Here is a 24,517-nt window from a genome sequence, read left to right as displayed (position 1 = left end):
CGTTTTTTAGTTATCGTTATTTCAATGCCGCTTTCTCTTCTGCTAGCCAAGTTCAAACAAGCGCTGCCAAGACTTGCATGATATCGCTTCGTTTGCGCGGGATTAACTTCATCGCGCAGACGTAATGCGCGAAATAAAATTAGCTTTAGTCCCCGCAAGCTCCGTAAGTCGCTTATTAATTCTTTCACTCACATCCAGCAACTTATCTGGGTAAGAAAAAACTTCTCCCGTGATCATTTCGTAAAGTAGGATGTAACGTGCGGCAAGGCACAAAACAAGCTCCACTGGCGCTTCGGGAAGTTCTTTGTCCTGATAAGGATCGCAATGTTTTGCAAACCAGAGACGTAAAAATTCTTTATCAATATTCTCAGGCTCTAATTTTGCCGCAATGCGTTGTTCATAACTTTGTGCTAACCAATAACGGCTTGAGTCAGGGGTATGAACTTCATCAACCACGCGTAGTTGGCCATTTTTATCGCGTCCAAATTCATACTTCGTATCAACTAAAATTAAATTACGTTGCGCTGCAATCTTCGTACCCGCTTCAAATAAAGCGAGCGCAGCTTGCGATGCTTCTTCCCAATCCGCAGCAGTCATCCAACCTTCTGCAATAATTTCTGTGGGAGTAATCGGACGATCGTGTTCGGCACTTTTAGTCGTTGGCGTTAAAACGGCTTGCGCTAATTTTTCATTCTTTTGCAAGCCTTCTTTAAATTGCACACCACAATAATCCCGTACCCCTTTTTCATACTGCGTCCAGAGTGAAGTACTGGTTGTCCCTGTAATATAGCCACGCACGACAAATTCAATGGGGAACACTTTACATTTATGGACCAAAGCGACATTGGGATCAGGCGTTGCAATGACGTGATTGGGAATGAGAGATGCGGTTTGTTCAAACCACCATTTACTTATTAAGTTAAGGACCTGCCCTTTGTAGGGAATAACCGCCAGCATCCGATCAAATGCACTTAAACGATCGGTAACGATAATTAAAAGTTCATCGCCTAAATCATACGTATCGCGTACTTTCCCCACATACTTTTTACCCCAGGGTAGATGGGTTTCAGTTAAGCAGTAAGGCAAAGCAGCGGCTAGATGATCTTGGTCTAACTTAGATAAATCGGAAGCATTTATGAGCATAAGGATTATAAATCACATTAGTTTTTAAAATAGTTTGAGAAATGTCGCCTAGTGTATCTTTTTTGAACGAAAAATGCCAGAGGACGCCAGACTTAATGGAAAAAACATCTTTAATATCAAAATGATGTCTTAAAATCTGCAGCTTTTCTTGGCCTTCTATATCTTCTAAATTCCGTACCAAATAACTTTCCCCAGACTCACCCAGGCTTTTTGGATTCGCCAGAAAAGCTTTGCGTTCATTGATGAGGACGCCCGTCGCTTGAATCGCCTCTAACGTTGCCAACGATTCACATTGAATTTCCCAATGGACTTGACGCTTAACCGTCACCGGCAACCCTATTTTCTGTAAGGATTTCTGGACGGTGAGCGCTGCATTGTCGGTAATAATCATTTCGACAATCCACGTGTGGGCGTGCGGCTCTGGCGTAAATAGTGCAGGTGTTGTGGATCGTGGATAATAACTAAGCGGTAAAAGGGTTGGCGGCTGCATCGATTGAATGTAATGGCGCATTGACTTAAAAATGACATCGCCGACCGGGGTCCGCTCAGGGTGTGGCATCATCGCTAATACATTTCCCGCCTTGTTAGATACTGCGGCCATATTGAGCATTGAACCATTGGGATTAATTGGAAAATCAGAAATAATTTTTCCTTCATCATCACAATATTGAAAAACATTTAAACCCTGCATTTCAATTTCAACTTGTAACGCCCCAGATAGGGTAAATCGACCCTCAGCATGCGCGACCGGAATATGCAAAATGTCTTTAGGGGTTAAGTATTTTGTAAATGCATTGCGTTGATAAGTATCGGATAAACGCATCTTAACCCAATTGTTATAAAAACCCGTGCCCAGAATTGTTTCGTTAACGATGCGTTTATTTTGGGTTAGTGCCATACCTGTTTTATAGTTTTCAATGCCTGGAACTAATCCACTTTCCACTAAAATTTGCGCGCCGTTACAAATACCTAAAATCGGTTTGCCTTTCTCACTTTCCCTTTTGATGATTTGCATAATAGGATCAAGCGCTGCAATGATGCCGGCGCGTGAACGGTCTTCATAAGAAAACCCCCCTACAATAATGTAACCATCCATTGTGATTAGCTTTTCATGACTTTCATTCCAGAGAAATTCAACAGGTTCCATGCCTGCACGCTTTACCGCCATGATGGTTTCGCGCTCACAATTTGATCCTGGAAACTGAACGATTGCTATGCGCATTATTTCATCCTAACTTGTTTAGGACCGGCCATCACTTCACCGATTTGATAGAGCGCTAGCTTAGAAAATGTTTGCACCGCGGTCTCTAATCGTGCCACTTGATCAGGGCTCACAATCAACACCATGCCAATGCCCATGTTAAAAGTACGGTACATCTCAGCTACGGGTTGTTTTCCTAAATGTTGTAATACGTTAAACACAGGCAGTGAAGGCCATGCATTTTTATTAATTTCTACTTGGCACCCGGGCGGCAAAATTCGCGGTATATTTTCCAATAGGCCGCCTCCACTAATGTGCGCCATCCCTTTTAGTTCAATCTTTTCTTGCAATAGAAATTGAACAATACGATTGTAATTAAGATGCGGGACAAGCAATGCTTCTCCAACTGATTTTTGCAATTCGGGCAAATAAGTATCCACCTGATATTGCCCGACTTCAAAAAATAGTTTGCGTGCAAGCGAATAACCATTCGTATGCAGGCCGCTTGAAGGTAAACCAAAAACGATATCGTTTGGCTTAATATTTTTACCGAGAATCGCTTTGTCTTTTTCTACAACGCCGGTAATAATACCGACTAAGTCATGTTCATTCTGCCGATACGTGCCAGGCATTTCTGCAGTCTCACCACCCACGAGTGCAATATTATTTTCCTTACAAGCTTCGGCCATACCTTTCACAATTTGCTCAATGATGTCCGGTTGCAAATGATCATTGGCAATATAATCAAGTAACGTTAAGGGCTTCGCACCGAGCACGACAATATCATTCGTAGTCGCACTAACTAAATCCATGCCGATCGTATCGAATTTTTGCATCATTTGCGCCACCATGATTTTGGTGCCAACGCCATCAATGCTTTGGACCAAAACTGGATGCCGATAATCATTGAAGATATTTTGCAAATCATACATTGCAGCGAATGATCCGAGCGGTGTTAGAACAGCGGGATTAAAAGTGCTTTCAACATGCTGTTTAATGCGCAGAACTGCAGCATTGCCCGCATCAATATCGACACCTGCTGCTTTATAATCCACTTTTTTCATTAGCATAACCTCATTCGCAAACCATTTTCCCAGGCAGCTTTGGCATCTTTTATGGGCAGGTCTATCACCCCATTCATTTGCAGGCGAGGAAACTTATTTGTTTCACCTAATATAATGATCGAGACTTGATGATTGAACATGACTTGGCGAAAATCATCCATTTTGTCGCGGGGGATTTCTAAAATAAAACCGCCTGTTTCAGTAAATAGTTTTTTAGCAGGAGGTAAGTCACCTGTTATCGTAATTTTTACGCCAATGTTGTTTTTAAAACTCATCTCAGCCAACGCCACTGCAATACCACCATCGGCAATATCATGAGCGGATAAGACTAAACCTTGTTGGATGACTGTCGTGACGGCCTGTAATTCTTGAGAGAGTAAAGCAAGATTCGGTTTAGGAAGGTTGGCGCCAAGTGCATCATGTAATTGATAATAAACACTCCCACCGCATTCATCTTGACGTTCACCAATTAAAACTAAAATTGTTTCTGAACGTTTCAAGCTGAAAGTAACACTCGCGTTCACATCAGGTATAACTCCTAAGCAACTCATCATAGGACTCGGTGGAATCGCACCTTTGTCCGTTTCATTGTACAAAGAAACGTTGCCAGCAACGACGGGTAAACTTGAATTCGTTTCATCTTTAATTTTAATCGCACGAGCGGCATCCATAATGCCACGAATCGATTCAACAAATTCAAACATGCGGGCTGGATTTTCAGGATTTCCAAAACATAAACAATCTGTTAAAGCAACCGGTGCAGCACCCGTTGCGACAACATTCCGACATGCTTCAACAACTGCATTCACCGCGCCCCAATAGGCGTCAATTTTGTTGTAGCGGGGATTATGATCCAGTGATAAAGCGATACCGACTTGGCGAATTTCTTCAGGAAATTGATCGTTATTAAAAGGTTGCATCACACCAGCATCGGCAGAGCCTGCTTCTAAATACGTTCGGCCTTGGACTTGTTTATCATAATTTTCAAAAACGGGTGCACGAGATGCAATATTTTCATGGCTTAACATTTGTAATAGTAAAGCGTTGTAATCAGTAATCGATGGAAGGGAAGGCTCATTATATACTTTGGGGGTTTGTTTTATGGGTCGGTCATAGAGCAACCCTTCGGTAATAAATGACGCTTTTGCATCAACAATTTTTTCATTTTGATACGTTACTACGTACATACCATCCGTTCTGATTTTACCAATCAGTGCGGCGCACGCTCCTTCTGAGACATCTGGCAAAGCAAAAGTTTCGTTATAATGGGATAAAATCATATCCGCTAACTCACGTGGTACAACCCACATAAATCGTTCTTGGGTTTCAGAGCACAATATCACTGCAGGAGGAAGATATTGCATACTGGTGGGCACATTTTCTAATGTAATTTCTGCACCAAATCCTGAAGCATCCGCAAGCTCCACACTCGCGCAAGCAACACCGCCTGCCCCAAGATCTTTGAATCCAACTTGATCAATTAAATTTTTTTCTTTTAATATTTTAAATAAAGCATAGTTGGCTTTCAGTAAATGTCTCTGTAAAAAGGCATTGGGTTCTTGAATAGCCCCTTTATTTTTTTCATGTTCAACTTCAGCTAAGTTGCTTGAGGCAAAGCTCGCTCCTCCAAAACCACTATTGTCCGTTGGTTTACCGACCAAAATAAAAACGGAATCGGCTGTATGTTGAGGTGCATATGAGTGAATGAGCTCATCTTCTGCCAATACGCCGAGTGTCACGATCGTGACGAGGCAATTTTCATTATAAGCAGCGTCATAATAGACATCGCCTGCAAGGTTAGGCACACCGAGTGGATTACCGTAACCGGCAATTCCTGCAACCACGCCTTGATGAATGAAATGAGTTTTGCTATGGCTAAGATCACCGAAACGTAGGCTATCTGCGACCGCAATGACTTCCGCACCCATACAACACACATCGCGAACATTTCCACCGACACCCGTCGCAGCGCCTTCATAAGGTACGATCTGGGAAGGATGATTATGGGATTCATGACTGATGACAACTGCATAGCGCTTACCCTGAAGATCGGTCGCAACGCTAACTACGCCTGCATCTTCTTTAGCACCAAGAATCACATGGGGACCTGATGTTTGAAATTGCTTTAAATAACGACGACTACTTTTATAAGAACAATGTTCAGAACCTTGAATTGACCATAAAACGCACTCTGCGAGCGTGGGAGGACGTTTAAGGAAGGTTTGTTGAATCGTTAGCGCCTCATCCACCGTAAGATGTAATTGGTGGGCAGCTAGCAAAGACTTAATTTGTTCGGGTGCCAACTCTGAGAAATCTAAAGTGGTCATAGTGACTGGCATTTAAATACCTATTTTTGTATATATTTAATCAAGTCTAATCTAATCCAGAGATAAAAAATCTCATCCAATTGATCTCGCTTAGGGCTTCTCAAAATAGCGGATTTGAGATGATTAATCTAGCTTCCTACCATTACGGACGACGGGTTTTAAGATTCTGCACAGAACTTAGCTCAATGACAGGTGTAAACTCTATACAATCAGCAATTGCATTATTCCCCACACTCATTCTGATGGCAGCTTGAATTTTTTTAAGATTAGGATGAATAAAGACCTGCGAGGCAAGCGGGAAATAATCTACGCTCATGTTCTTTGGGGTATTTTCGAGTAGTTTGTTTCTGATTTCTGAATAAGTGATGGTTGCGCGTGGTTTTGCGCCGGTATCAATAAGGACGATAAAATCAAATAAACCTTCCCTCATCTTTCCTTGTAGGGCTTTTAGTATTTCGAGTTTTTTTTCTTGACCCGCCATGCCTACTTTATTAAATGTTTCAATATCAAATAAACCGATCCTAACTCCCTTCAAATTATTATTATCTTTATTTTGCGATTTGAGGTTAAGCAAATCCTTTAAAATTCCCTCTAAGGTTTCGACAACCTCATGCATCGACGTTATTTCTTTTTCAGAATATTTTTGCAGGCGAGGAGAAAGAGGCGATGTCGTTATTTGCCGTAACAAAGAAAGAACAGAATAGAGGATATCTTGGGGAAAATCTTTATTGTTAATAAACATTTCATCTGTTTCTGTGACAATAAAACTTTGATTGAGCTCCCACTCTGCAATATTTTCCTTAATAAGGTTTTCATCAAAAAGCCCAAAAAGTTGGGCTAATGATACGCCTAAGGAATGCATGTCCGTTTGCTCGCTATAGCTAAATTTTTTTTCAACTGGTGCGCTAAGTATTTTTTTTCTTAGGGTTTCTGGTGTCAATAATTTTTTTAAATCTTCTTTCAATGCTGGCGCGAAAAAAATAGGTGATCCAAAGAGATTCGGTGATGAAGAACCCTTGGATTTTTCAATGGTAAAGCCATGATCAACCAAGGTTGCCAATCGAGTGCCATCTAATAAGTGGGTCAGGTTACAGATAAAGTTATCAGGCTTAATATCTCGATGAACAAACCCAAGTTCTGCGACGTCACGTGCAGACTTGGCCATATCAATCGCTACCAATAGTTGCATGATGGGTGAGAGTGTAATACGACCAGCGCCATTATCTGAAACGCTATCTATTATTGTTTGTAAATTAAACCCATCAATATAGTTCATTACAATAAGGTAGCGCTTGAGGCTATTGATATTACTCTTGCTGGCTGCTTTGCCTAAATGGATTAATTCTTCATGATCAAGAGAAGCCGCCATTTCAACAAGCATATGGTGCTCCTTCTGAGCGTTCATAATGTGATTTGCATTTTCTTCATCAAGAAAAACTTTTTTAATTGCATGCCATTTTTTGGTTGCTGGCTCATAAATACATTTGACTTTACCAAATTTGCCTTCTCCTAAAAGGAGTTTGGGATATTCGACAAAATAATGCGGCTGACCTTTGACCATTAGCTGAAGACAACTGAATTTAAACTCGGTAAGTTTAGGGTTATGAGTCGAACGACCGTAAGCTTGAATTTTGGCTTTGCTAATGTAAGCGCTTTCAAGAGATGGAACTAATGCTTTTATTGCATCAATACCTTGTTCTTCTACTTTTAAATTACCTTGCTTATCAAGATCCTTCGGTAAAACTGTCCTATATAAACTTTGACTATCACCTTCATCAAAATCAAATTTTCCGGGCACTTGGGGAATATTCCTAATTTCCACCTTATTTTTATTATTATTTTTAGAAAACATTCGCATCTTCTCTTATAGAAAAGTTTTATATAACGTAAGTGTACTGAATGAGACTTAACAAAGACTTAAGAATGGAATATTTTAAGAAAATTAAGATTAGGATTTTATTCATAAAGTAGGTTAGACCACTTATTTTTAACGATCTTAGTTTAACTTTAAACTAAATAACTTTGCTTTACGGAGTGAACTCCCTCTAAATTTAGGTTTTTACTCAAAATTTATTCCAGGTGATTAAGGTTTTTTAGACATAAAAAATAGCTAGACTTTTATAAAGCGTGGACCCATAATTTCTCCCCTTCTTAATTGCTGTTTTAGTGAGGATGAATGAATTGTCCAATAACGTTGTTGAGCTCCGCTCAGTATATAAAGTTATTCACGATTTTGAAATCTTGCACGATATCAATCTTACCGTACAAGAAGGCGAATTCCTTACCCTTTTAGGCCCATCTGGTTGTGGGAAAACCACTTTACTCCGTTTAATTTCCGGTTTTGACGCGCCGACTTCTGGCCAGGTTTTAATCGACAACCATGATGTCAGTGGGCTTCCGCCAGCCAAGCGTCATGTCCATACCGTATTCCAAAGCTATGCTCTCTTTCCACATATGAGTGTTTTTGAAAATGTTGCTTTTGGCCTACGCTGTCAGAAAATACCAGCAGATGAAATTCAAGAAAGGGTTTCACAAGTACTACGAATGGTAAAGCTCGAAAAATATGCGCAACGCAAACCACATCAACTAAGTGGTGGACAACAACAGCGCGTTGCCATTGCACGAGCTGCCGTGAATCGTCCACGCGTTCTTTTACTCGATGAACCTCTGTCATCACTTGATTATCGTTTGCGTAAAACCATGCAAATTGAATTAAAACAATTGCAGCGAACTTTAAAGATTACTTTTATTTTTGTCACCCATGATCAAGAAGAAGCACTTTCCATGTCAGATCGCGTTGTGGTGATGCATGAAGGTCATATCGAACAAATTGGCACGCCCCGACAAGTTTATGAAGAGCCTGCTAATTTAACTGTTGCCCAATTTATTGGGGAAGTTAACATTTATGATGGCACGATTACCAATGCAACGCCCAATCAGCAAATTGTTAATATGTTTGGCAAAGATCGCAAAATCAAAAGTCATCGGTCATTCCAAATGGGCGAAAAAGTTCATGTCATGATTCGTCCCGAGGATGTCCGCGTGTGGGGCCAACCTGAAGTGCAAGATGCAAGTGACATGGTTCCAGGCGTGGTAGAAGAAGTAACTTACAAAGGCACCACGGTTGATTTAATTGTGCGTTTAAGCAATCAAAAAACGATTGCTGCCACCGAATTTTTTGATGAAGATGACGATCGATTGGAATATAAAATAGGTGAACCTGTATGGGTAAGCTGGGCAGCTGGGTGGGAGGTTGTCTTGCCTTATGCAAAGTGATTCAGGATTTAAAAACTTTTCATTAAGCATCGTATTATTATGGCTGTTTTTATTTGCCTTGATCCCCATTGGCTTGATCATCATCGTGAGCTTTTTAAGCCATACTGATCAAAGTTTAATTGCGCTTCCTTTCACGCTAAAAAATTATCAAGAATTAGGGCAGACTCTTTATTTACATATTTTTGAAAAATCTTTTTTAGTCGCAGGTGTCACTACTCTTATTTGTTTATTAATGGGTTATCCTTTTGCTTATTTGATTGCCCGCATGAAAAATCGCTTTAAAAACCTCTTTCTCTTACTCATCATTATTCCTTTTTGGACAAGTTCACTTATTCGCAGTTATGCTTTGATCGCAATTCTCAAAGCAAAAGGCATTTTAAATTCAGCATTATTAGCATTAGGAGTCATCGACCAACCCCTATCTATTATGTTTACTAATACCGCTGTCATTGCAGGATTGGTTTACAATTTACTGCCTTTCATGATTTTACCTTTAATTACGAATATTGAACGCTTAGATGAACGCTTGGTCGATGCCGCGCATGATTTAGGTGCAAGCCGCATCACGACATTTGCTAGAGTCATCATTCCCCTAACGAGTCCTGGCATTATCGCTGGCTGTATTTTAGTATTTTTACCCGCCATGACAATTTTTTACATTCCAGATATTTTAGGCGGCGCTAAATCTCTCTTACTTGGAAACTTAATTCAAAATCAATTTTTGGTTGCACAAAATTGGCCCCTAGGCGGAGCGGTAAGTACGGTTTTGACCCTTTTATTAGCCACGCTGATTCTCATTTATTTTCTTGTTACCCGCGGCAAACAAAGAGATTTGCTATAAAAATGAGAGGTCATTACGAATGAAAAAAAAATCCCTGCCGGCTTCGATTTATCTTGGCATTATTTTTCTTTTTTTCTATTTGCCCATCTTGGTTTTAATTATTTACTCGTTTAATGATGCTCAATATTCACTAGTGTGGAAGGGATTTACGTGGAAATGGTATCAAGAACTCTTTGCTGACCGTGATTTATGGATTGCAACGGGGCACTCTTTTTTATTGGGAACACTCGCAGCAAGTACAGCAACATTCATTGGGTTATTGGCTGCCATTTCAATCTATCGGTATCGTTTCTATGGACGGAATGCATTAAATGCTCTCGTTTTTATTCTAATTCTCACCCCCGAAATTGTAATGGGGGCAGCGCTTCTCATCCTTTTTATGGTGATGCATTTGCCCTTGGGTTTTACAAGTTTATTGATGGCTCACATCAGTTTCTGCATTCCCTTTGTCATTGTAACTTTGCTTTCACGCTTAGTCAGTTTTGATAAAAATATTTTTGAGGCCGCGCATGATTTAGGCGCAAATGATTGGGGTATTTTTTTACGAATTCTTCTCCCGATGCTATCTCCTGCGATTTTAGCGAGCTGGCTATTAGCGTTTACTTTGTCACTTGACGACGTCATTATTAGTTTTTTTGTAGCAGGCCCTGAATTCCAAATTTTACCGTTGCGCATTTATTCCATGGTACGTGCCGGTATTAAACCTGAAATTAACGCACTCTGTTCAGTTCTATTTATTATTACGTTGTTTCTGATCGTTTTATCCCAGCTGGCATTACGAAAAGAAAAAAATCTCTCATGAAAAAGAAAATTACGCTAAACCTTTGCTGTTTACTCGGTACTTTATTTTCTACAATCCATTTATTTGCAGCGAGTAAAGTCTTAAATATTTTTGCTTGGGCAGGTGAAATTCCTGATCAAATCGTACGTCAATTTGAGAAAGAGACGGGCATTAAAGTTAACCTCTCAACTTATGCTAATAACGAAGTGCTTTATGCCAAACTTCGCGCAAGTAATAATCCAGGTTACGATTTAATTCTACCTTCTAGTTATTTTGTTGATCGAATGCGGCAACAAAACATGCTTTTAGTGCTTGATAAAACCAAACTCCCAAATTATAAAAATCTGAATCCTGATTTCTTAAAACCGGCTTATGATCCAACGGGTGAATATAGTATTCCCTACTTATGGGGTGTAACCGGTATTTTCGTTAATGCACTTTATTTTGATCCGAAGAGCATCAAGAAATGGACCGATTTATGGGATGCTCGCTTTTATAATCAATTGATGGTTTTAGATGATATTCGGGAAATTTTTTCCATTGCATTGTTATCGCTTGGTTATCCCGCCAATGATCCTAATCCAGCACACATCAAAGAAGCTTATCTTAAACTCAAAACATTTATTCGAAATGTTAAAGTTTTTTCAAGTGACACGGTCGTCTCCATCATGATTGACGATGATGCAACGGTTGGTACAGCATGGAATGGTGATACTTATAAGGCATGGAAAGAAAATAAAAACTTACATTTTCTTTATCCACAAGATGGATTTGTAATTTGGGTAGATAACTTAAGTATTCCAAAAACAGCACCCCATCCTGATACAGCATATGCTTTTATCGATTTTCTTTTGCGCGCGGACATTGGAAAAGAAGTAGCTTTAGCAACCTCTTATCCCACGGCTAACCTCGCTGCAAAAAACCTTTTACCCGAAGCTGTCCGTAATAATGCCACTGCCTACCCGCCCCCAGAAGTGATGAAAAAAGGTCAATTCCAAACTGATTTAGGAGAAGACGTCCTGAATCAATATGAAAAGTATTGGGAAATATTAAAGATGGGCGGTTAACATTCATACTAACCATTAACTTTCATCATGATATATGGATTATAAATTTCACTCTTGAAATCAAATTTTTGATAAAGACCGTGCGCATCTTCAGTCATTAAAAACCACCGGAAAATACCGCGTAACTGAGGATGCGAAAAAATATATTTCAATAACGCCTGCCCCACACCTTTACCACGATGCTCATCATCAATGAAAACATCCCAGAGGGATGCGAATTCTGATTTATCACTAATGACGCGTGCAAAGCCAACTTGTTTGCCCTGGTAAAAGACATTAAAACAAAGAGAATGTTCGATAATTAAAGCAAAACGTTCTGGCGGCAACCCCGTGGAATAACGGGAAGGAATACAGAGTAAATTGTATAAATAATTTAAATCAATCTCTGTTTTATTAGCTGAGAGAACGTATTCTCCGAATTTTTGATCCGGTTGGGAAGCTCTATAGGTCATATTATGCTCAGCTGTATTTGGCAACTTATCGTCAGAAGTATAGAATATCTCACCAAGTCTGAACAATCACTACGTGAGGCCATTACCTAATGAATAAAATAATAAATAACATCATCTTGTTTGCTGGGGTTCTCAGTTTAACGAGCTGTGCTCAAATGACTCAGCAAGATGTCGGCGTTTTAGCTGGGGGCGTTGCAGGCGGACTGTTAGGATCCACAATCGGCGCAGGTGATGGCCGACTGGTAGCTATTGCAGCCGGCACCCTTGCAGGCGCCTATATTGGTGGTTCAATCGGCAAGAACATGGATGCCAATGATAGGCAACGAATGAATAGAGCATTAGAACACAACAACATCGGTCAACCGGCCTATTGGCGCAATGCTCACAGTGGAACCGCCTATGAAGTCGTCCCAACGCGTAATGTCACTGTTCATGGCAATGAGTACTGCCGTGAGTATCGTACACAAGCCGATATCGGCGGCAAAAAACAGCAAATTTATGGAACTGCCTGCCGTCAACCTGACGGCGCATGGAAAGCTGTTTCTTAATTTTTAAAACCACTAGAGGGGCGACCCCTTGCGAGGGTTCGTTCCTTTTATGGCAGGCAGTTTAGCTCTATACTCTTTTCCATTCCTTTAGTCGCATCAATCACACAAAGCATTCTGAGCAAGGATCGTCATGTCGAAACCTAAACTTACTTTTTGCTGCCAAACTTGCGGTACGCTTTATCCCAAATGGACAGGTCAATGCACGGGGTGTAATGCTTGGAACACCATTGCTGAGGAAGTTCGTTCTATCCAATCTGCTTCTCGGTACCAAAATTATTCGGGTGCAGAAACATCGATCATGCGGATGGAAGCGGTTAAATTACACCAAGAATATCGTCAAAGCTCAGGGTTAAAAGAATTAGATCGGGTATTGGGCGGCGGTATCATCATGGGAAGCGCCATGTTAATTGGTGGTGACCCTGGCATTGGCAAGTCAACTGTTTTAATCCAAGCGCTTGCCTATCTCAGCCAATCATTGAAAGTGTTATATGTCACAGGTGAAGAATCTTTAGAACAAATTACATTACGTGCGCGTCGGTTAGGTTTACCTGAAAAAGATTTATGGTTACTTGCCGATACGCATGTGGAAAATATTCTTTTACATTTACAACGAGAAAAACCACGCGTTGTCGTTATTGATTCCATTCAAACCATGCACACTTCACTTTTGGGTTCAGCGCCCGGATCCGTTGGCCAAGTAAGAGAAAGTGCGATGCAACTCGTGAATTATGCGAAACAATCCGGTACGGCTTTATTTTTTGTTGGCCACGTCACGAAAGATGGCAGTATTGCAGGACCGCGAGTGCTTGAACACATGGTTGACACCGTCTTATATTTTGAAGGTGAACAAGACAATCGTTATCGCATCATCCGTGCCGTCAAGAATCGTTTTGGTGCAGTTAATGAATTAGGATTTTTTGCGATGACAGAAAAAGGTTTACGCGAAGTAAGCCATCCTTCCGCTATCTTTTTATCGAGATATGAAAAACCGGTACCTGGCAGCATCATTACCGCAACGAAAGAAGGTACGCGCCCACTGTTAGTAGAAGTCCAAGCATTAATTGATCAAAGCCATGTCGCGGTACCACGCAGACTATCAGTAGGTTTAGATAAAGAAAGACTCTCCATGCTACTCGCCGTCATTAATCGGCATAGTGGTATTGCAACCCATAATCTTGATGTATTTTTAAATGTAGTGGGTGGGTTACAAATATTTGAAACTGCCGCTGATTTGGCAGTTGTATTCGCTATTCTTTCAAGCTTGCGTAATCGTCCACTTCCCCATCATCTCCTCACCTTCGGTGAAATTGGTCTCGCTGGCGAAATCAGACCAGTTTCAGGCGGCATCGAACGACTTAAAGAAGCAGCCAAGCATGGATTCACCACCGCGATAGTGCCACAAGCGAACGCGCAACACCCGGTTGAAGGAATAAAACTGGTACCAGTAGCGACAATCAAGGATGCAGTGAATGCTTTTGACGCCGCCGAGTAATTTCTATTGTGACACCTCATCCGGCGTAAGTTGCTCCTGGGTTACGCTGCGCTGCACCCAGGCTACGACGCTGCTACAACGCTACTTGCAATTCCCATCCGCTTAACCTCAACGAACCTAACGAGTAAGTTGGGAGCAGTTACGTTTAACCGAGATTTAACTTCTAAGCCAACAACTAACCAAGCCCTTCTCCTTCTCCGAAAATTACCGCGGAGTAAAAAGATAATTTAATAAGCCGGCAAGCCGATAACCCGCGAGAGCCACTTGTTGCTCTGCAATTTTTTTGGCATTTTCGATATAGGCAGATGAAGCACCTTGATTCTCTGGCGTGTTATAAACATGGGTTCGCGCATTGTCCATGCCTTCCTTTACCCACACTTCTGCATTAAATGAATAAGCTTTGGCGCCAAAAAAAGATTTTGGATAATGCTGAGTAATGATATTGCTAAACCACGCGGCATTACTTAAATTCGGATCGGATTTAAAATTTTCGATGCCGGAATCCCATAATGAATGCAATTTTACCCGTTGATTGTTGTAGCGAATCATATAGGCATTACCGCCACGATCACCTTCTGGATGTTCCGCTGAAAAATAAGTGACGGTATGTAACGGTTGATGTAAATCGCCGACTATATGAATTAAAAATGCGAGAAAACGAGCGCGTTCATAAACATTGGCGCGTTCGTACGGAACAATCGCGACTAGATTTTTGATTGCCCAGGCTGCATTATCGGTGTCGATCTTTTCTTTTGTCGCTGTACCGTCTTTAGAAAAAGCAACGTCGATATAATGCCAACGCGTAAACGTTTCAATTCGTTGTGAGCGTAAAGTATCAGGCCAATAAGAAAGTTGTTGGAAATATTTCATCTCCGGATATTCTTCAGTGAAGTGATGGACCAAATCATCCACTTTTACGCGTACATCAGGCTTTAAGTTTTCATAAGCAATTTGTGCAACAATCATATGACCTAAAGCGTTCCAGGCAAACAAAGGGGTAATGAACAATGACAAAAAGAAAAGGGGGAGTGAAGCAAGATAACGCGACATGGCAAATTCCTAGTTGTTAACCTGATGTTTAGACTCAATCGTTTAATGCGCTTAACGGATCGCTTCTTTATTTATTTCGAGCGCTTTAACTTCGATCTTAGGTCTCGGTGTCATCCGCGTCAAGATTTCATAAGCAGAAGTTAAGCTAGCTTGTGCTACACGTTCAACAGGTAAACCCTTTCCCCAAAGCGTAACAAGATCACCAACTTTCGCATCAGGAACGTGTCGTAAATCTACGGTTAACATATCCATCGATACGCGACCCACTAAAGGACATTCAATATTGCGAACTAAAACAGGTGCACCATTCTGAGCAAACTGAGGATAGCCATCACCATAGCCCACCCCAACCACCCCAATAGAAAGATCTTCAGGTGCGGTCCATGTACCGCCGTAGCCCACTCTGCCGCCTTTTTTTACCGGTGTAATCGCAATTAAACGCGATGTCAGTGTCATTACCGGTTTTAACCCATGATCTAAGCCCGTTTTTTGTGGAAAGGGCGATGCGCCATATAACATTAAACCCGGACGCACCCAATCACCGTGCGCTTCTTTCCAAGCAATAATCGCTGCAGAGTTGGCTAGACTTTTTGGAACATCGTAACGGTTTGCAATTTGATTAAAACAATTAATTTGTTGCAAAGTCATCGAACTATCTAATAAGTCTGCCTCTGCGAAATGCGTCATCAAACCGATGGGTTTTTTAATATGAGGAAGTGCATTGAGACGAGCGTAAAGCGGTTCTACTAAATGCGGATCAACACCCAAGCGGTGCATACCCGTATTAATTTTTAGCCAAACTTGCACCGGTCTATTCAGTTTTGCGCGCTCTAATATTTCAATATGTTCGAGATGATGGACAACTAAGGTAAAATCTTGTGCGACACAATCAATCAATTCACTTTCATCGAACAAGCCTTCCATGAGAACAATAGGTTGTTTAATGCCAGTTTCGCGTAACTTCATTCCTTCTTCATAAGATGCAACACCTAATGCATCAGCTTTCTGCAGCGCTTGCGCAACACGCACGACACCATGGCCATATGCATTCGCTTTAACCATGGCAATAATTTGTCGGTGAGGTGCTAGAGATTTAACTAACTGAAGATTGTGCTCTAAAGCAACAAGATCAATCGAAACATAAGTGGGACGGCTCATGAGCGATGATCGCCTCCCCCTGAAGTCCGAATGAAGTTTTCAAAGCAAGTATATTGACCCATGAAAGTAAGTCTTACCTTTCCAATGGGGCCGTTTCGTTGTTTAGCAATGATGATTTCTGCCGTTCCCTTATCGGGGCTGCTGTCGTTATAAACTTCATCACGATAAATGAAAACGATGAGATCTGCATCTTGTTCAATGGCGCCTGACTCTCTTAAATCAGACATAATGGGGCGTTTATCCGCGCGTTGTTCAAGACCCCGATTTAATTGCGATAATGCAATAACTGGAACTTTGAGTTCTTTTGCTAAACTTTTTAGCGAACGGGAAATCTCTGAAATTTCCGCAGTACGATTTTCATTAAAGCCAGGAACTTGCATGAGTTGCAAATAATCCACCACAATTAAGCCGAGTTGCCCATGCTCTTTTGCAAGGCGTCTTGCTCTGGCACGCATCTCAGCAGGACTCAAGCCGGGGGTATCATCAATGAAGAGGGGCGCGTCTGATAACATACTGACGGTGGAACTAATGCGAGGCCAATCTTCATCTGCTAATTTCCCCGTACGAATTCGCAATTGGTCAATACGACATAGGGAGGAAAGTAATCGCATAACGATCGCCTCCCCGGGCATTTCCATACTAAAAATAAGGACAGGTGAGCGACTTTTAATTGCAACATGTTCTGCAATATTCATGGCTAACGCTGTTTTTCCCATAGAAGGGCGGCCTGCAATGATAACCATATCGGACGATTGGAGACCGGAGGTCATATCATCAAAATCATGATAGCCCGTGGGTATACCCGTAATCGCACTGTTTGAATGAAACAAAGTGTCAATGCGATCCATCGTTTTAGCTAAAAAACTTTTAATATTAACTGGCCCTTCACCGCGAGCGCCCTGCTCTGAAATTGCAAAAACGCTGCGCTCTGCAACATCTAATAGTTCTGTGATAGAGCGACCTTGAACATTGTAGGCACTTTCACTGATATCATTAGCTGTCGCGATCAATTGGCGTAAAACAGAACGTTCTCGCACAATATCAGCATAAGCCGTAATATTGGCGGCACTGGGCGTATTGTTAGCAAGTTCAAACAAGTAAACTTCGCCGCCAACTTGACTCAATTCATTTATTTCGCGTAAAGCTTCCGTTACAGTTAAAACATCGATTGGCTTACTTTGATCCGACAGCTTAATCATAGTCCGGAATAAAATACGATGATCATGACGATAAAAATCTTGCTCATGTAATCGATCGACAATTTGATCAAGCGCGCGGTTATCCAACATTAAACCGCCCAAAACAGATTGCTCTGCTTCATTAGAATGAGGGGGAATATGATTAACGCTTTGCGTTGCAGCGCGATTAGGATAAGTTTTTTTGTATTGAGAGACTTCAGTCATGTGAGAGTTGTTGTCCTAAAAATCCTTTAGGATAAATTAGGTGAATTTTCTCACTATTATCCGGAATTGTCCAAAAGACATTTTGTATAAAATGAAATCATTTCAATATTTAATATGTCGAGTGTTATACAAAAAGAGGCAAGCCTAGGATAAGGTTGCCTCTTCATGTCACAACTTAATCACGCCATAACGCGCGAGGAGCTTAAGCTTCCGGAATAACGTTGAGCTTAAGCGTTGTAATGATGTCACTTTCAAGTTCTATAGTAATCACGTATTCACCCGTTTTTCGAATAGCGCCTTCAGGTAAAATCACTTCACGTTTTTCTATGGGTTGTCCGGCAGCTTCAATTGCGAGGGCAATATCGCGGGTTCCGATTGAACCAAATAATTTTCCTTCATCGCCTGACTTAGCAGTAAGGGTCACAGTGCCCAATGCTGCAATGGCGTCTTTTCTTGCGACCGTTAGCTGATGTTTTTCAGCTTCGCGTTTTTCGAGTTCAGCACGGCGTTTTTCAAATTTTTCAATATTCACTGAATTGGCATACACAGCTTTGCCTTGAGGAATAAGATAGTTTCTCGCATAGCCAGGTTTAACTTTAACTTTTTCACCGAGAACACCGAGGTTACGCAATTTTTCAAGTAAAATAACTTCCACCTTTCTACCCTCTTTTAAAATGTCATTTTATAACTTTCTTAAAACGTTTTCGTAAATCAAACCAGCTATCAAACATCGCTAAAAATGAAACCATCACCATACTCATGGGTAATGAGAAAATGATGCTGACATAAATTAGCGCTAACCAAAACCATGAGATTGGTGACTTCCCCAACCCAAAGACATAATGGATAAAGCTTAAACCCGCGGCCCCAAACAAAACATATAGGATGGGCATTATATCTAAAATGACACTATTGCCCAAATATTGCAGAACGAAGCTTGCTAGAAAAAGCATGCCTGCTAAGGGACTTAAACGTATCTGGTGTAATTCTTTTCTTAAGTTAACTGCTTTGAACGCTTTCGATTGCCACCACCGGGCAATGATAAGCTGTAAAATAGCATTGAAAAGAATCGCTGCCGCAATAAGCCCTGTAGCGTATTGCTTGGTAATGTTAATACCTTCTAGCTGCACTTCAGCACTAGGTGCAACGCCTTTGGCCATCCCTGCAATCGTTTGAGCTTGATGGTAGTAGGCGGTCAACTGCGTGCCCCACCATTGCGCAATCTCAGGATAGGCAAGGTGAATAATGCTCACCACTAAAACCCCAATCAGCGCCGCCATTTCTAAAATTAAACGCCAGCTCGCCTGTCTGCGCAACATAACGGCAAACGCCCAGGTTAGGAGATTACTAATTACAGCAACACCAATCGCTGCCCAGACAACAAGGGGGAATTGGGTTTTAGCCTGTGTGCTTAGCGAAAAACTTAAAAAATAAGGAACTGTAGCAGCGAGTGTAAACAACGCTCCTTCTACAATCCCCCGGCAAAGGGTCACAACCGCTGCAAGTAAAATACCAAACACCCCAATAACAGGAATAAAGGTGCTGATAAATGTTAAGCCAATCGCTTGCCAACGATGTCGCAATAAATAAGCGGTAAAACGTTGTAGCCACATAGTGCCAATTAATGCCTATCGCAGTAAGGTAATAAAGCTAAGAAACGTGCTAATTTAACTGCTTTTGCAAGCTTACGTTGGTAAGGCGCTTTTGTACCCGTGATACGACTGGGGACAATTTTGCCATTTTCCATAATAAACTTACGAAGTAAGTTGATATCTTTGTAATCGATATCATCTAGTTTATTAGCCGTGAAGTAACACATTTTTTTACGACGAAAATAAGTAGCCATTTGGCTTAGCCCTGCCTTGTAAATTAATTATTGAGGAGAAGTTGTTGCTGCTGCGTCTTCGTCTGGCGTTTCTTTTTTAGCGAAAGAACTTTCAGGGCGATCGCGGCCTTCTTTATCTTCCCGTGCACTTGCATCCATCTCACCGCGGCTATCTTTTTCTTTAGAAATGGGTGAAGGCTCTGTCACTGCATTTTTAGTACGTAAGACCATATTTCGAATGACAGCATCGTTATAGCGGAAGCTATCGCTCAATTCATCTACAGTTGATTGGGCGCACTCAATATTCATAAGAACATAGTGGGCTTTCATGATTTTATTGATCGGGTAAGCTAATGGTCTTCGACCCCAATCTTCAAGTCGATGAATTTTGCCATCATGCTGGGTAATTAGGTTGCTATAGCGTTCGATCATAGCTGGGACTTGTTCGCTTTGATCTGGATGAACTAGGAATACGACTTCGTAATTCCGCATTGCTTCATTACTTTTCATAGGATTGCTCCCCTCGGATTTGAGCTTTCTTCAATAGAAGAAAGCAAGGAGTGATACTTAATTTTAAGGGTGCTAATTGTACGAAAGATAAGGGGGCAATGCAAACTTTATTAAATTGAAGGGTAAGATGCCACTAATAATTAATTTAAATATTTGATAATAGTTCCTTGACAAAACCCGTTGAAAACTTTGAGAATAGCGACCTTCCTGCGTGATTTGGCTATGTAGCTCAGTTGGTTAGAGCGCGGCACTCATAATGCTGAGGTCGGTGGTTCGAGTCCACCCATAGCCAGAAGCAATCCAAGGCGAATTTTTCGCGATAATATTTTGAATCATGTTTAGTTTTAAACGATTTAGTCTTTTAGCCCACCCAATTTGAACACAAAAAAAGCTACATCGCATCAACGACGTAGCTTTTAAATACAATAACCAACGCTTATTTACTATCTTTAGCCTTCGCCGCTTTGGCTTTTACTTTAGCTTTTTCTTTTGGCTTTGCAGTTTCAGCAGGCTTTGCTTCGACCGTTTTTTCAACATCAGCAGATTTTGCTTCGACGGTTTTTTCGACTTCAGCGGGTTTTGCTTCTTTAGTCTTTTCAACTTCAGCAGGCTTTGCTTCTTTGGTCTTTAAACCATACTTCTGACGGAAACGATCGACCCGGCCAGCTGTATCCATAATTTTTTGAGTACCAGTGTAGAAAGGATGGCACGCAGCGCAGACTTCAAGTGTAAGTTGATCTTTTTCCATAGTGGAGCGTGTCATGAAAACATGGCCGCAATTGCAGACAACTTTCACTTCTTTATATTGTGGATGAATGTTTGGCTTCATTTCTGACGAACCCTTATTAATGAGGCGGCATCATAACTAAGAATAACCTGATAATCAAGTTACCCAGGACGCCACAGGTAATTATAGACGGAATTCAGCTAAAACGGGGGCATGATCCGAAGGTCGCTCCCAAGCACGAGGCGCCTGGTCGATTTCACACTTAATGCATTGCTTAATAAGGCTATTGCTAGCCAAGATATGATCGATCCTTAACCCCCAACCACGTGGAAAAGCTTGTAAACGATAATCCCACCAAGAAAATTTCCGCTCCTCAGGGTATAAAGTTCGGAAGCAATCTGCAAAACCCGCATCTAAAAGCCGCCTAAAGGATTCACGTTCAGGCGGGCTAAATAGGACTTTTCCTTGCCAACGTTTAGGGTTGTAAACATCAATTTCTTCAGGGGCAATATTAAAATCACCGAGAACGACCATCTTAGGATGGTCAGCTAGCTCCGTTTTTAAAAATGTGTCCAGCGATCGCAACCATTTTAATTTATATTCATATTTTGGGGAGGTAATGCCTTCGCCATTTGGAATATATAGATTAAGAATGCGCAAGTCACCGATGGTTGCACACAATACGCGACGTTGCGGATCAGTAATGTCGGGCAAATCCACCACACATTGTGAGATAGGAAGACGGCTTAAAATCGCCACGCCATTGTAAGTCCGTTGACCTGAGGCGATCACTTCATAGCCTAATACTTTGAGTTCATCAAAAGGAAAACAATCATTGGTAATTTTGGTTTCTTGCAAAGCCAAAATATCCGGGCGCACTTGTTGCAGCCACGAAATAACATGCGGTAGCCGCACCCGTAATGAATTAATGTTCCAGGTTGCAATTTTCAAATCAACTCAACTTTTACAAACTATAGTACAAGTCAAACTCAATAGGATGCGTTGTCATGTTTAAGCGAGTGACTTCTTCACGTTTAACACTAATGTAAGCATCAATAATATCTTTGGTAAAAACGCCACCTTCTAGTAAGTAAGTGTGATCTTTTTCCAAATGATCTAATGCTTGCTCGAGTGATGAGCAGAGGCTGGGAAGCACATTAACTTGCTTCTCAGGCATATCATATAAATTTTCATTAATGGGTTCGCCTGGATGAATTTTATTTTTAATGCCATCCAACCCTGCCATAAGCATAGCACTGAAAGCCAAGTACGGATTAGCCATTGCATCAGGGAATCGAGCTTCGATACGTTTCTCATTTGCATTAAAGACATGAGGAATACGAATCCCCGCAGAACGATTACCTTCCGAGTAAACCATAGTCACAGGTGCTTCAAAACCAGGGACTAAACGTTTGTAACTATTTGTGCTTGGGTTAGTGAATGCATTAAGTGAGCGCGCATGTTTAATAATACCACCAATATAATAGAGAGCCATTTCTGACAAGCCCGCATATTCATCGCCAGCAAATAAATTTTTCTTACCCGTTGCTAAAGATTGATGACAATGGAGACCGCTGCCATTATCACCCACTAAGGGTTTAGGCATAAAAGTGACTGTTTTGTTATTAGCATGAGCAACATTTTGAATAACATACTTAAACATAAGCATTTCATCAGATTTATTTAGTAGAGTGCTATAACGCGTTGTTATCTCATTCTGTCCACACGTGGCTACTTCATGGTGATGAACTTCGGGTACCATGCCCATGGTCATTAAGGCATTGCACATGTCACTACGAAGGTTGTGATAGGAGTCGACAGGTGGCACTGGAAAATAACCTCCTTTGATTCTCGGTCTATGTCCCATGTTCCCATTATCAAGACATAAACCCGTATTCCAACTTGCTTCTTCAGAATCGACTTTATAAAAACAGCCGTTCATTTGAATGTCCCAACGAACATCATCAAAAATAAAAAACTCAACTTCTTGACCAAAGTAGCAAACTTCAGCAATGCCAGAAGAGGTGAGATAAGCTTCAGCACGTTTGCTTACAGCGCGAGGGTCACGAATATAGGGTTTTCTTGTATCGGGGTCTTCAATATCACAACGTATAATTAAAGTTGGCACTTCACAAAAGATATCCAACATAGCAGTATTTTCATCAGGCTTAAGTAAGAGATCAGACTTATTGATATTTTGCCAACCGCACAAAGAAGAACCATCAAAAGCCTTGCCATATTTAAAAAAGTTGCTATCAATCTTACTTTGGGGAATGGTAACGTGATGTTCTTTACCGCGTAAATCGGTAAACCGTAAGTCCACATATTGAACTTCGTGTTCTTTAATCATATTTTTTATTCTTTCGCTCATCGCCCCTCTCCCAATTAGATACTTGAAGTATTCTAGCTGATGATAGTGTTTTTTTCGCAAGTTTTTTTAAAATAACTAAGCGGTGAAAAAACTGCATTTATAAAATAAGAATACTGCATAAAATTTGATCTAAGAGAAATTGAAGGGTAATCGAATGTCGATAAAAAATAAGTATCCGTGTGTCAACGGATACTTATTTTTAAATAGATTAATTAGGTTTACTTAATGGAGAAGAAGTTGCAGCTTGCTCAACACTTACCACCTCAGGCACTGCAACAGCCGAATTTTGAAATAAACCTGGTTTCGGTGATGAACTTGCAGCAGGAGTAATGATGATCGGATTAGTTGAATCAGAATTTTTCTCAGCATGGTTCACTTTTTTACTATGATACTTTTTTCTCTGCTTGTTAGATAAATTAATAGAAGCCATAGCGTTATTTAAGTTACTTGTACTAACAGCGTTTAAAGCGCTAAGGTTTGGAATAACCGGCTCATAAGGTTTTGCTAAAACATTAAGATTAATAACGTTCGGTGAGATAAGCTCGTCATAAGTTGGTTTCAATGCAGTTTGAAGACGCGTACCGCCCTTTGGTGAGCCATCTTTTTTTCCAAAAAGAAAAGACTTTGTTGGATCAGGGCTAACGAACGGTTTTAGCAAGACTAAAATATTATCTAAAGCTTTTTTACAATCATGTTGTTCCTCTAGAGACTCAATATCAATTTTATCCAGTGATTTAGCTAAATTTTTTGCTTGCTTTATGTGCCTGGGATTTAATCCATAATGATGCTTTTGGCGATCTAATGTTTCAGTTTCATAGGCGGTGATTACAGTTTTTATCTCAGCGATAAGTTTTTGAACTTCTTGTTTTGTTTGCTTCATAAAATTCCTATTGTTTTTTTTGTTAAACTTATTTTTTACTTACAATTTTTTATATTACATGAAAATTCATTGAGAACAAGCTCACCTTGTTTACTAATTTTATTTAGTATTTTTTTTAAAAATTTCTGAACAAAATTTATAATTATCTTTTTTTAAATAAAATATCTTTGAAATTAAGCAAGGAGAATTCTTAAAATAAATTTTGTATTTAATTAATGCTAGAAATTTTTATGAGATGGATGCAAAGAGGAACGTAAATTAATTTTAATTCAGTAAAAAAAACCCCCGGTGTTAAGCGGGGGTTTTAGTAATTAGCGCCTGGCGATGACCGACTTTTGCGCGGATCAGGTCCACACTATCATAGGCGCTAAATGGTTTCACTTCTGAGTTCGAGATGGGAT

At 40.7% G+C, this 24,517-nt stretch carries 23 protein-coding genes and 1 tRNA gene; 7 read left to right on the top strand and 17 right to left on the bottom strand.

The features are described 5' to 3' along the window. Positions 1-108: 108 nt before the first annotated feature. The 5 genes from H0W64_00120 to H0W64_00100 all read right to left on the bottom strand — a co-directional run bounded on the left by H0W64_00120 (position 109) and on the right by H0W64_00100 (position 7,587). Positions 109-1,143: a phosphoribosylaminoimidazolesuccinocarboxamide synthase gene (locus H0W64_00120; protein MBA3660116.1), complete on the bottom strand. Its 1,035-nt coding sequence runs from the start codon at positions 1,141-1,143 to the stop codon at positions 109-111. Further along, the gene (gene purQ, locus H0W64_00115) at positions 1,115-2,365 is read right to left on the bottom strand and encodes a phosphoribosylformylglycinamidine synthase I (GenBank protein MBA3660115.1); all 1,251 of its coding nucleotides are present in this window, start codon (positions 2,363-2,365) and stop codon (positions 1,115-1,117) included. The genes H0W64_00120 and purQ overlap by 29 nt, the downstream gene beginning before the upstream one ends. Continuing rightward, the gene (locus H0W64_00110) at positions 2,365-3,408 is read right to left on the bottom strand and encodes a phosphoribosylformylglycinamidine cyclo-ligase (GenBank protein MBA3660114.1); all 1,044 of its coding nucleotides are present in this window, start codon (positions 3,406-3,408) and stop codon (positions 2,365-2,367) included. The genes purQ and H0W64_00110 overlap by 1 nt, the downstream gene beginning before the upstream one ends. Then, a complete protein-coding gene (purL, locus tag H0W64_00105) occupies positions 3,408-5,747 on the bottom strand; it encodes a phosphoribosylformylglycinamidine synthase subunit PurL (protein ID MBA3660113.1) in 2,340 nt (779 codons plus the stop codon). The genes H0W64_00110 and purL overlap by 1 nt, the downstream gene beginning before the upstream one ends. Positions 5,748-5,877: 130 nt before the next feature. Beyond that, a complete protein-coding gene (locus H0W64_00100) occupies positions 5,878-7,587 on the bottom strand; it encodes a protein kinase (protein ID MBA3660112.1) in 1,710 nt (569 codons plus the stop codon). Positions 7,588-7,916: 329 nt separating this feature from the next. Between H0W64_00100 and potA the strand changes: the two genes are divergently transcribed. Genes potA through H0W64_00080 form a run of 4 tightly spaced genes read left to right on the top strand, consistent with a single transcriptional unit; the run spans position 7,917 to position 11,700 of the window. Beyond that, a complete protein-coding gene (potA, locus tag H0W64_00095) occupies positions 7,917-9,011 on the top strand; it encodes a spermidine/putrescine ABC transporter ATP-binding protein PotA (protein MBA3660111.1) in 1,095 nt (364 codons plus the stop codon). Then, positions 9,001-9,852, top strand: a complete 852-nt coding sequence (gene potB, locus H0W64_00090; protein MBA3660110.1) for a spermidine/putrescine ABC transporter permease PotB — start codon at positions 9,001-9,003, stop codon at positions 9,850-9,852. Before potA ends, potB begins: the two co-directional genes overlap by 11 nt. A 19-nt stretch (positions 9,853-9,871) precedes the next feature. After that, the gene (potC, locus tag H0W64_00085; protein ID MBA3660109.1) at positions 9,872-10,654 is read left to right on the top strand and encodes a spermidine/putrescine ABC transporter permease PotC; all 783 of its coding nucleotides are present in this window, start codon (positions 9,872-9,874) and stop codon (positions 10,652-10,654) included. Continuing rightward, positions 10,651-11,700 (top strand): spermidine/putrescine ABC transporter substrate-binding protein, encoded by a 1,050-nt coding sequence (locus H0W64_00080; protein MBA3660108.1) that lies wholly within the window; start codon positions 10,651-10,653, stop codon positions 11,698-11,700. Before potC ends, H0W64_00080 begins: the two co-directional genes overlap by 4 nt. Positions 11,701-11,708: 8 nt before the next feature. Here H0W64_00080 and H0W64_00075 read toward each other — a convergent pair whose 3' ends face one another. Further along, complete coding sequence (locus H0W64_00075; GenBank protein MBA3660107.1) at positions 11,709-12,152, bottom strand: GNAT family N-acetyltransferase; 444 nt, start codon at positions 12,150-12,152, stop codon at positions 11,709-11,711. An 89-nt stretch (positions 12,153-12,241) separates the two neighbouring features. Here H0W64_00075 and H0W64_00070 point away from each other — a divergent pair, with 89 nt between their 5' ends. Together H0W64_00070 and radA are read left to right on the top strand one after the other, a co-directional pair. Beyond that, the gene (locus H0W64_00070) at positions 12,242-12,700 is read left to right on the top strand and encodes a glycine zipper 2TM domain-containing protein (protein ID MBA3660106.1); all 459 of its coding nucleotides are present in this window, start codon (positions 12,242-12,244) and stop codon (positions 12,698-12,700) included. A 130-nt stretch (positions 12,701-12,830) separates the two neighbouring features. Beyond that, entirely contained in the window at positions 12,831-14,192 is a 1,362-nt protein-coding gene (gene radA, locus H0W64_00065; protein ID MBA3660105.1) for a DNA repair protein RadA, read from the top strand. Between the two features lie 204 nt (positions 14,193-14,396). On the opposite strand, the gene H0W64_00060 is transcribed toward radA, so the two are convergent. From H0W64_00060 to rpsF, 7 genes are all read right to left on the bottom strand, one after another. Continuing rightward, entirely contained in the window at positions 14,397-15,242 is an 846-nt protein-coding gene (locus H0W64_00060; protein ID MBA3660104.1) for a S1/P1 nuclease, read from the bottom strand. A gap of 51 nt (positions 15,243-15,293) precedes the next feature. Further along, the gene (gene alr, locus H0W64_00055) at positions 15,294-16,400 is read right to left on the bottom strand and encodes an alanine racemase (GenBank protein MBA3660103.1); all 1,107 of its coding nucleotides are present in this window, start codon (positions 16,398-16,400) and stop codon (positions 15,294-15,296) included. Next, on the bottom strand, positions 16,397-17,803 hold the full coding sequence (dnaB, locus tag H0W64_00050; GenBank protein MBA3660102.1) for a replicative DNA helicase: 1,407 nt from the start codon (positions 17,801-17,803) through the stop codon (positions 16,397-16,399). Before dnaB ends, alr begins: the two co-directional genes overlap by 4 nt. Positions 17,804-18,005: 202 nt before the next feature. Beyond that, positions 18,006-18,458 carry a 50S ribosomal protein L9 gene (gene rplI / locus H0W64_00045; protein MBA3660101.1) on the bottom strand — a complete coding sequence of 151 codons (453 nt, stop codon included), beginning with the start codon at positions 18,456-18,458 and terminating at the stop codon, positions 18,006-18,008. Positions 18,459-18,480: 22 nt separating this feature from the next. Next, positions 18,481-19,416: a hypothetical protein gene (locus tag H0W64_00040; GenBank protein ID MBA3660100.1), complete on the bottom strand. Its 936-nt coding sequence runs from the start codon at positions 19,414-19,416 to the stop codon at positions 18,481-18,483. 8 nt (positions 19,417-19,424) lie between these two features. After that, positions 19,425-19,649: a 30S ribosomal protein S18 gene (locus H0W64_00035; protein MBA3660099.1), complete on the bottom strand. Its 225-nt coding sequence runs from the start codon at positions 19,647-19,649 to the stop codon at positions 19,425-19,427. 27 nt (positions 19,650-19,676) lie between these two features. Next, positions 19,677-20,120, bottom strand: a complete 444-nt coding sequence (gene rpsF, locus H0W64_00030) for a 30S ribosomal protein S6 (protein ID MBA3660098.1) — start codon at positions 20,118-20,120, stop codon at positions 19,677-19,679. A gap of 236 nt (positions 20,121-20,356) precedes the next feature. On the opposite strand from rpsF, the gene H0W64_00025 reads away from it, so the two are divergent. Continuing rightward, a tRNA-Met gene (locus tag H0W64_00025) sits at positions 20,357-20,430 on the top strand. A 144-nt stretch (positions 20,431-20,574) separates the two neighbouring features. Here the strand turns inward: H0W64_00025 and rpmE are convergent. The 4 genes from rpmE to H0W64_00005 all read right to left on the bottom strand — a co-directional run bounded on the left by rpmE (position 20,575) and on the right by H0W64_00005 (position 24,116). Beyond that, positions 20,575-20,967, bottom strand: coding sequence for a 50S ribosomal protein L31 (gene rpmE / locus H0W64_00020; GenBank protein MBA3660097.1), 393 nt, complete (start codon positions 20,965-20,967; stop codon positions 20,575-20,577). A gap of 81 nt (positions 20,968-21,048) precedes the next feature. Beyond that, positions 21,049-21,816, bottom strand: a complete 768-nt coding sequence (gene xth, locus H0W64_00015) for an exodeoxyribonuclease III (protein ID MBA3660096.1) — start codon at positions 21,814-21,816, stop codon at positions 21,049-21,051. A gap of 13 nt (positions 21,817-21,829) precedes the next feature. Beyond that, entirely contained in the window at positions 21,830-23,236 is a 1,407-nt protein-coding gene (gene glnA, locus H0W64_00010) for a type I glutamate--ammonia ligase (protein MBA3660095.1), read from the bottom strand. Positions 23,237-23,444: 208 nt separating this feature from the next. Further along, on the bottom strand, positions 23,445-24,116 hold the full coding sequence (locus tag H0W64_00005; protein MBA3660094.1) for a hypothetical protein: 672 nt from the start codon (positions 24,114-24,116) through the stop codon (positions 23,445-23,447). Positions 24,117-24,517 lie beyond the last annotated feature (401 nt).

This window comes from Gammaproteobacteria bacterium (assembly GCA_013816845.1).
GTDB lineage: Bacteria > Pseudomonadota > Gammaproteobacteria > DSM-16500 > DSM-16500 > Aquicella.
This window is presented reverse-complemented; position numbering and strand designations above follow the sequence as displayed.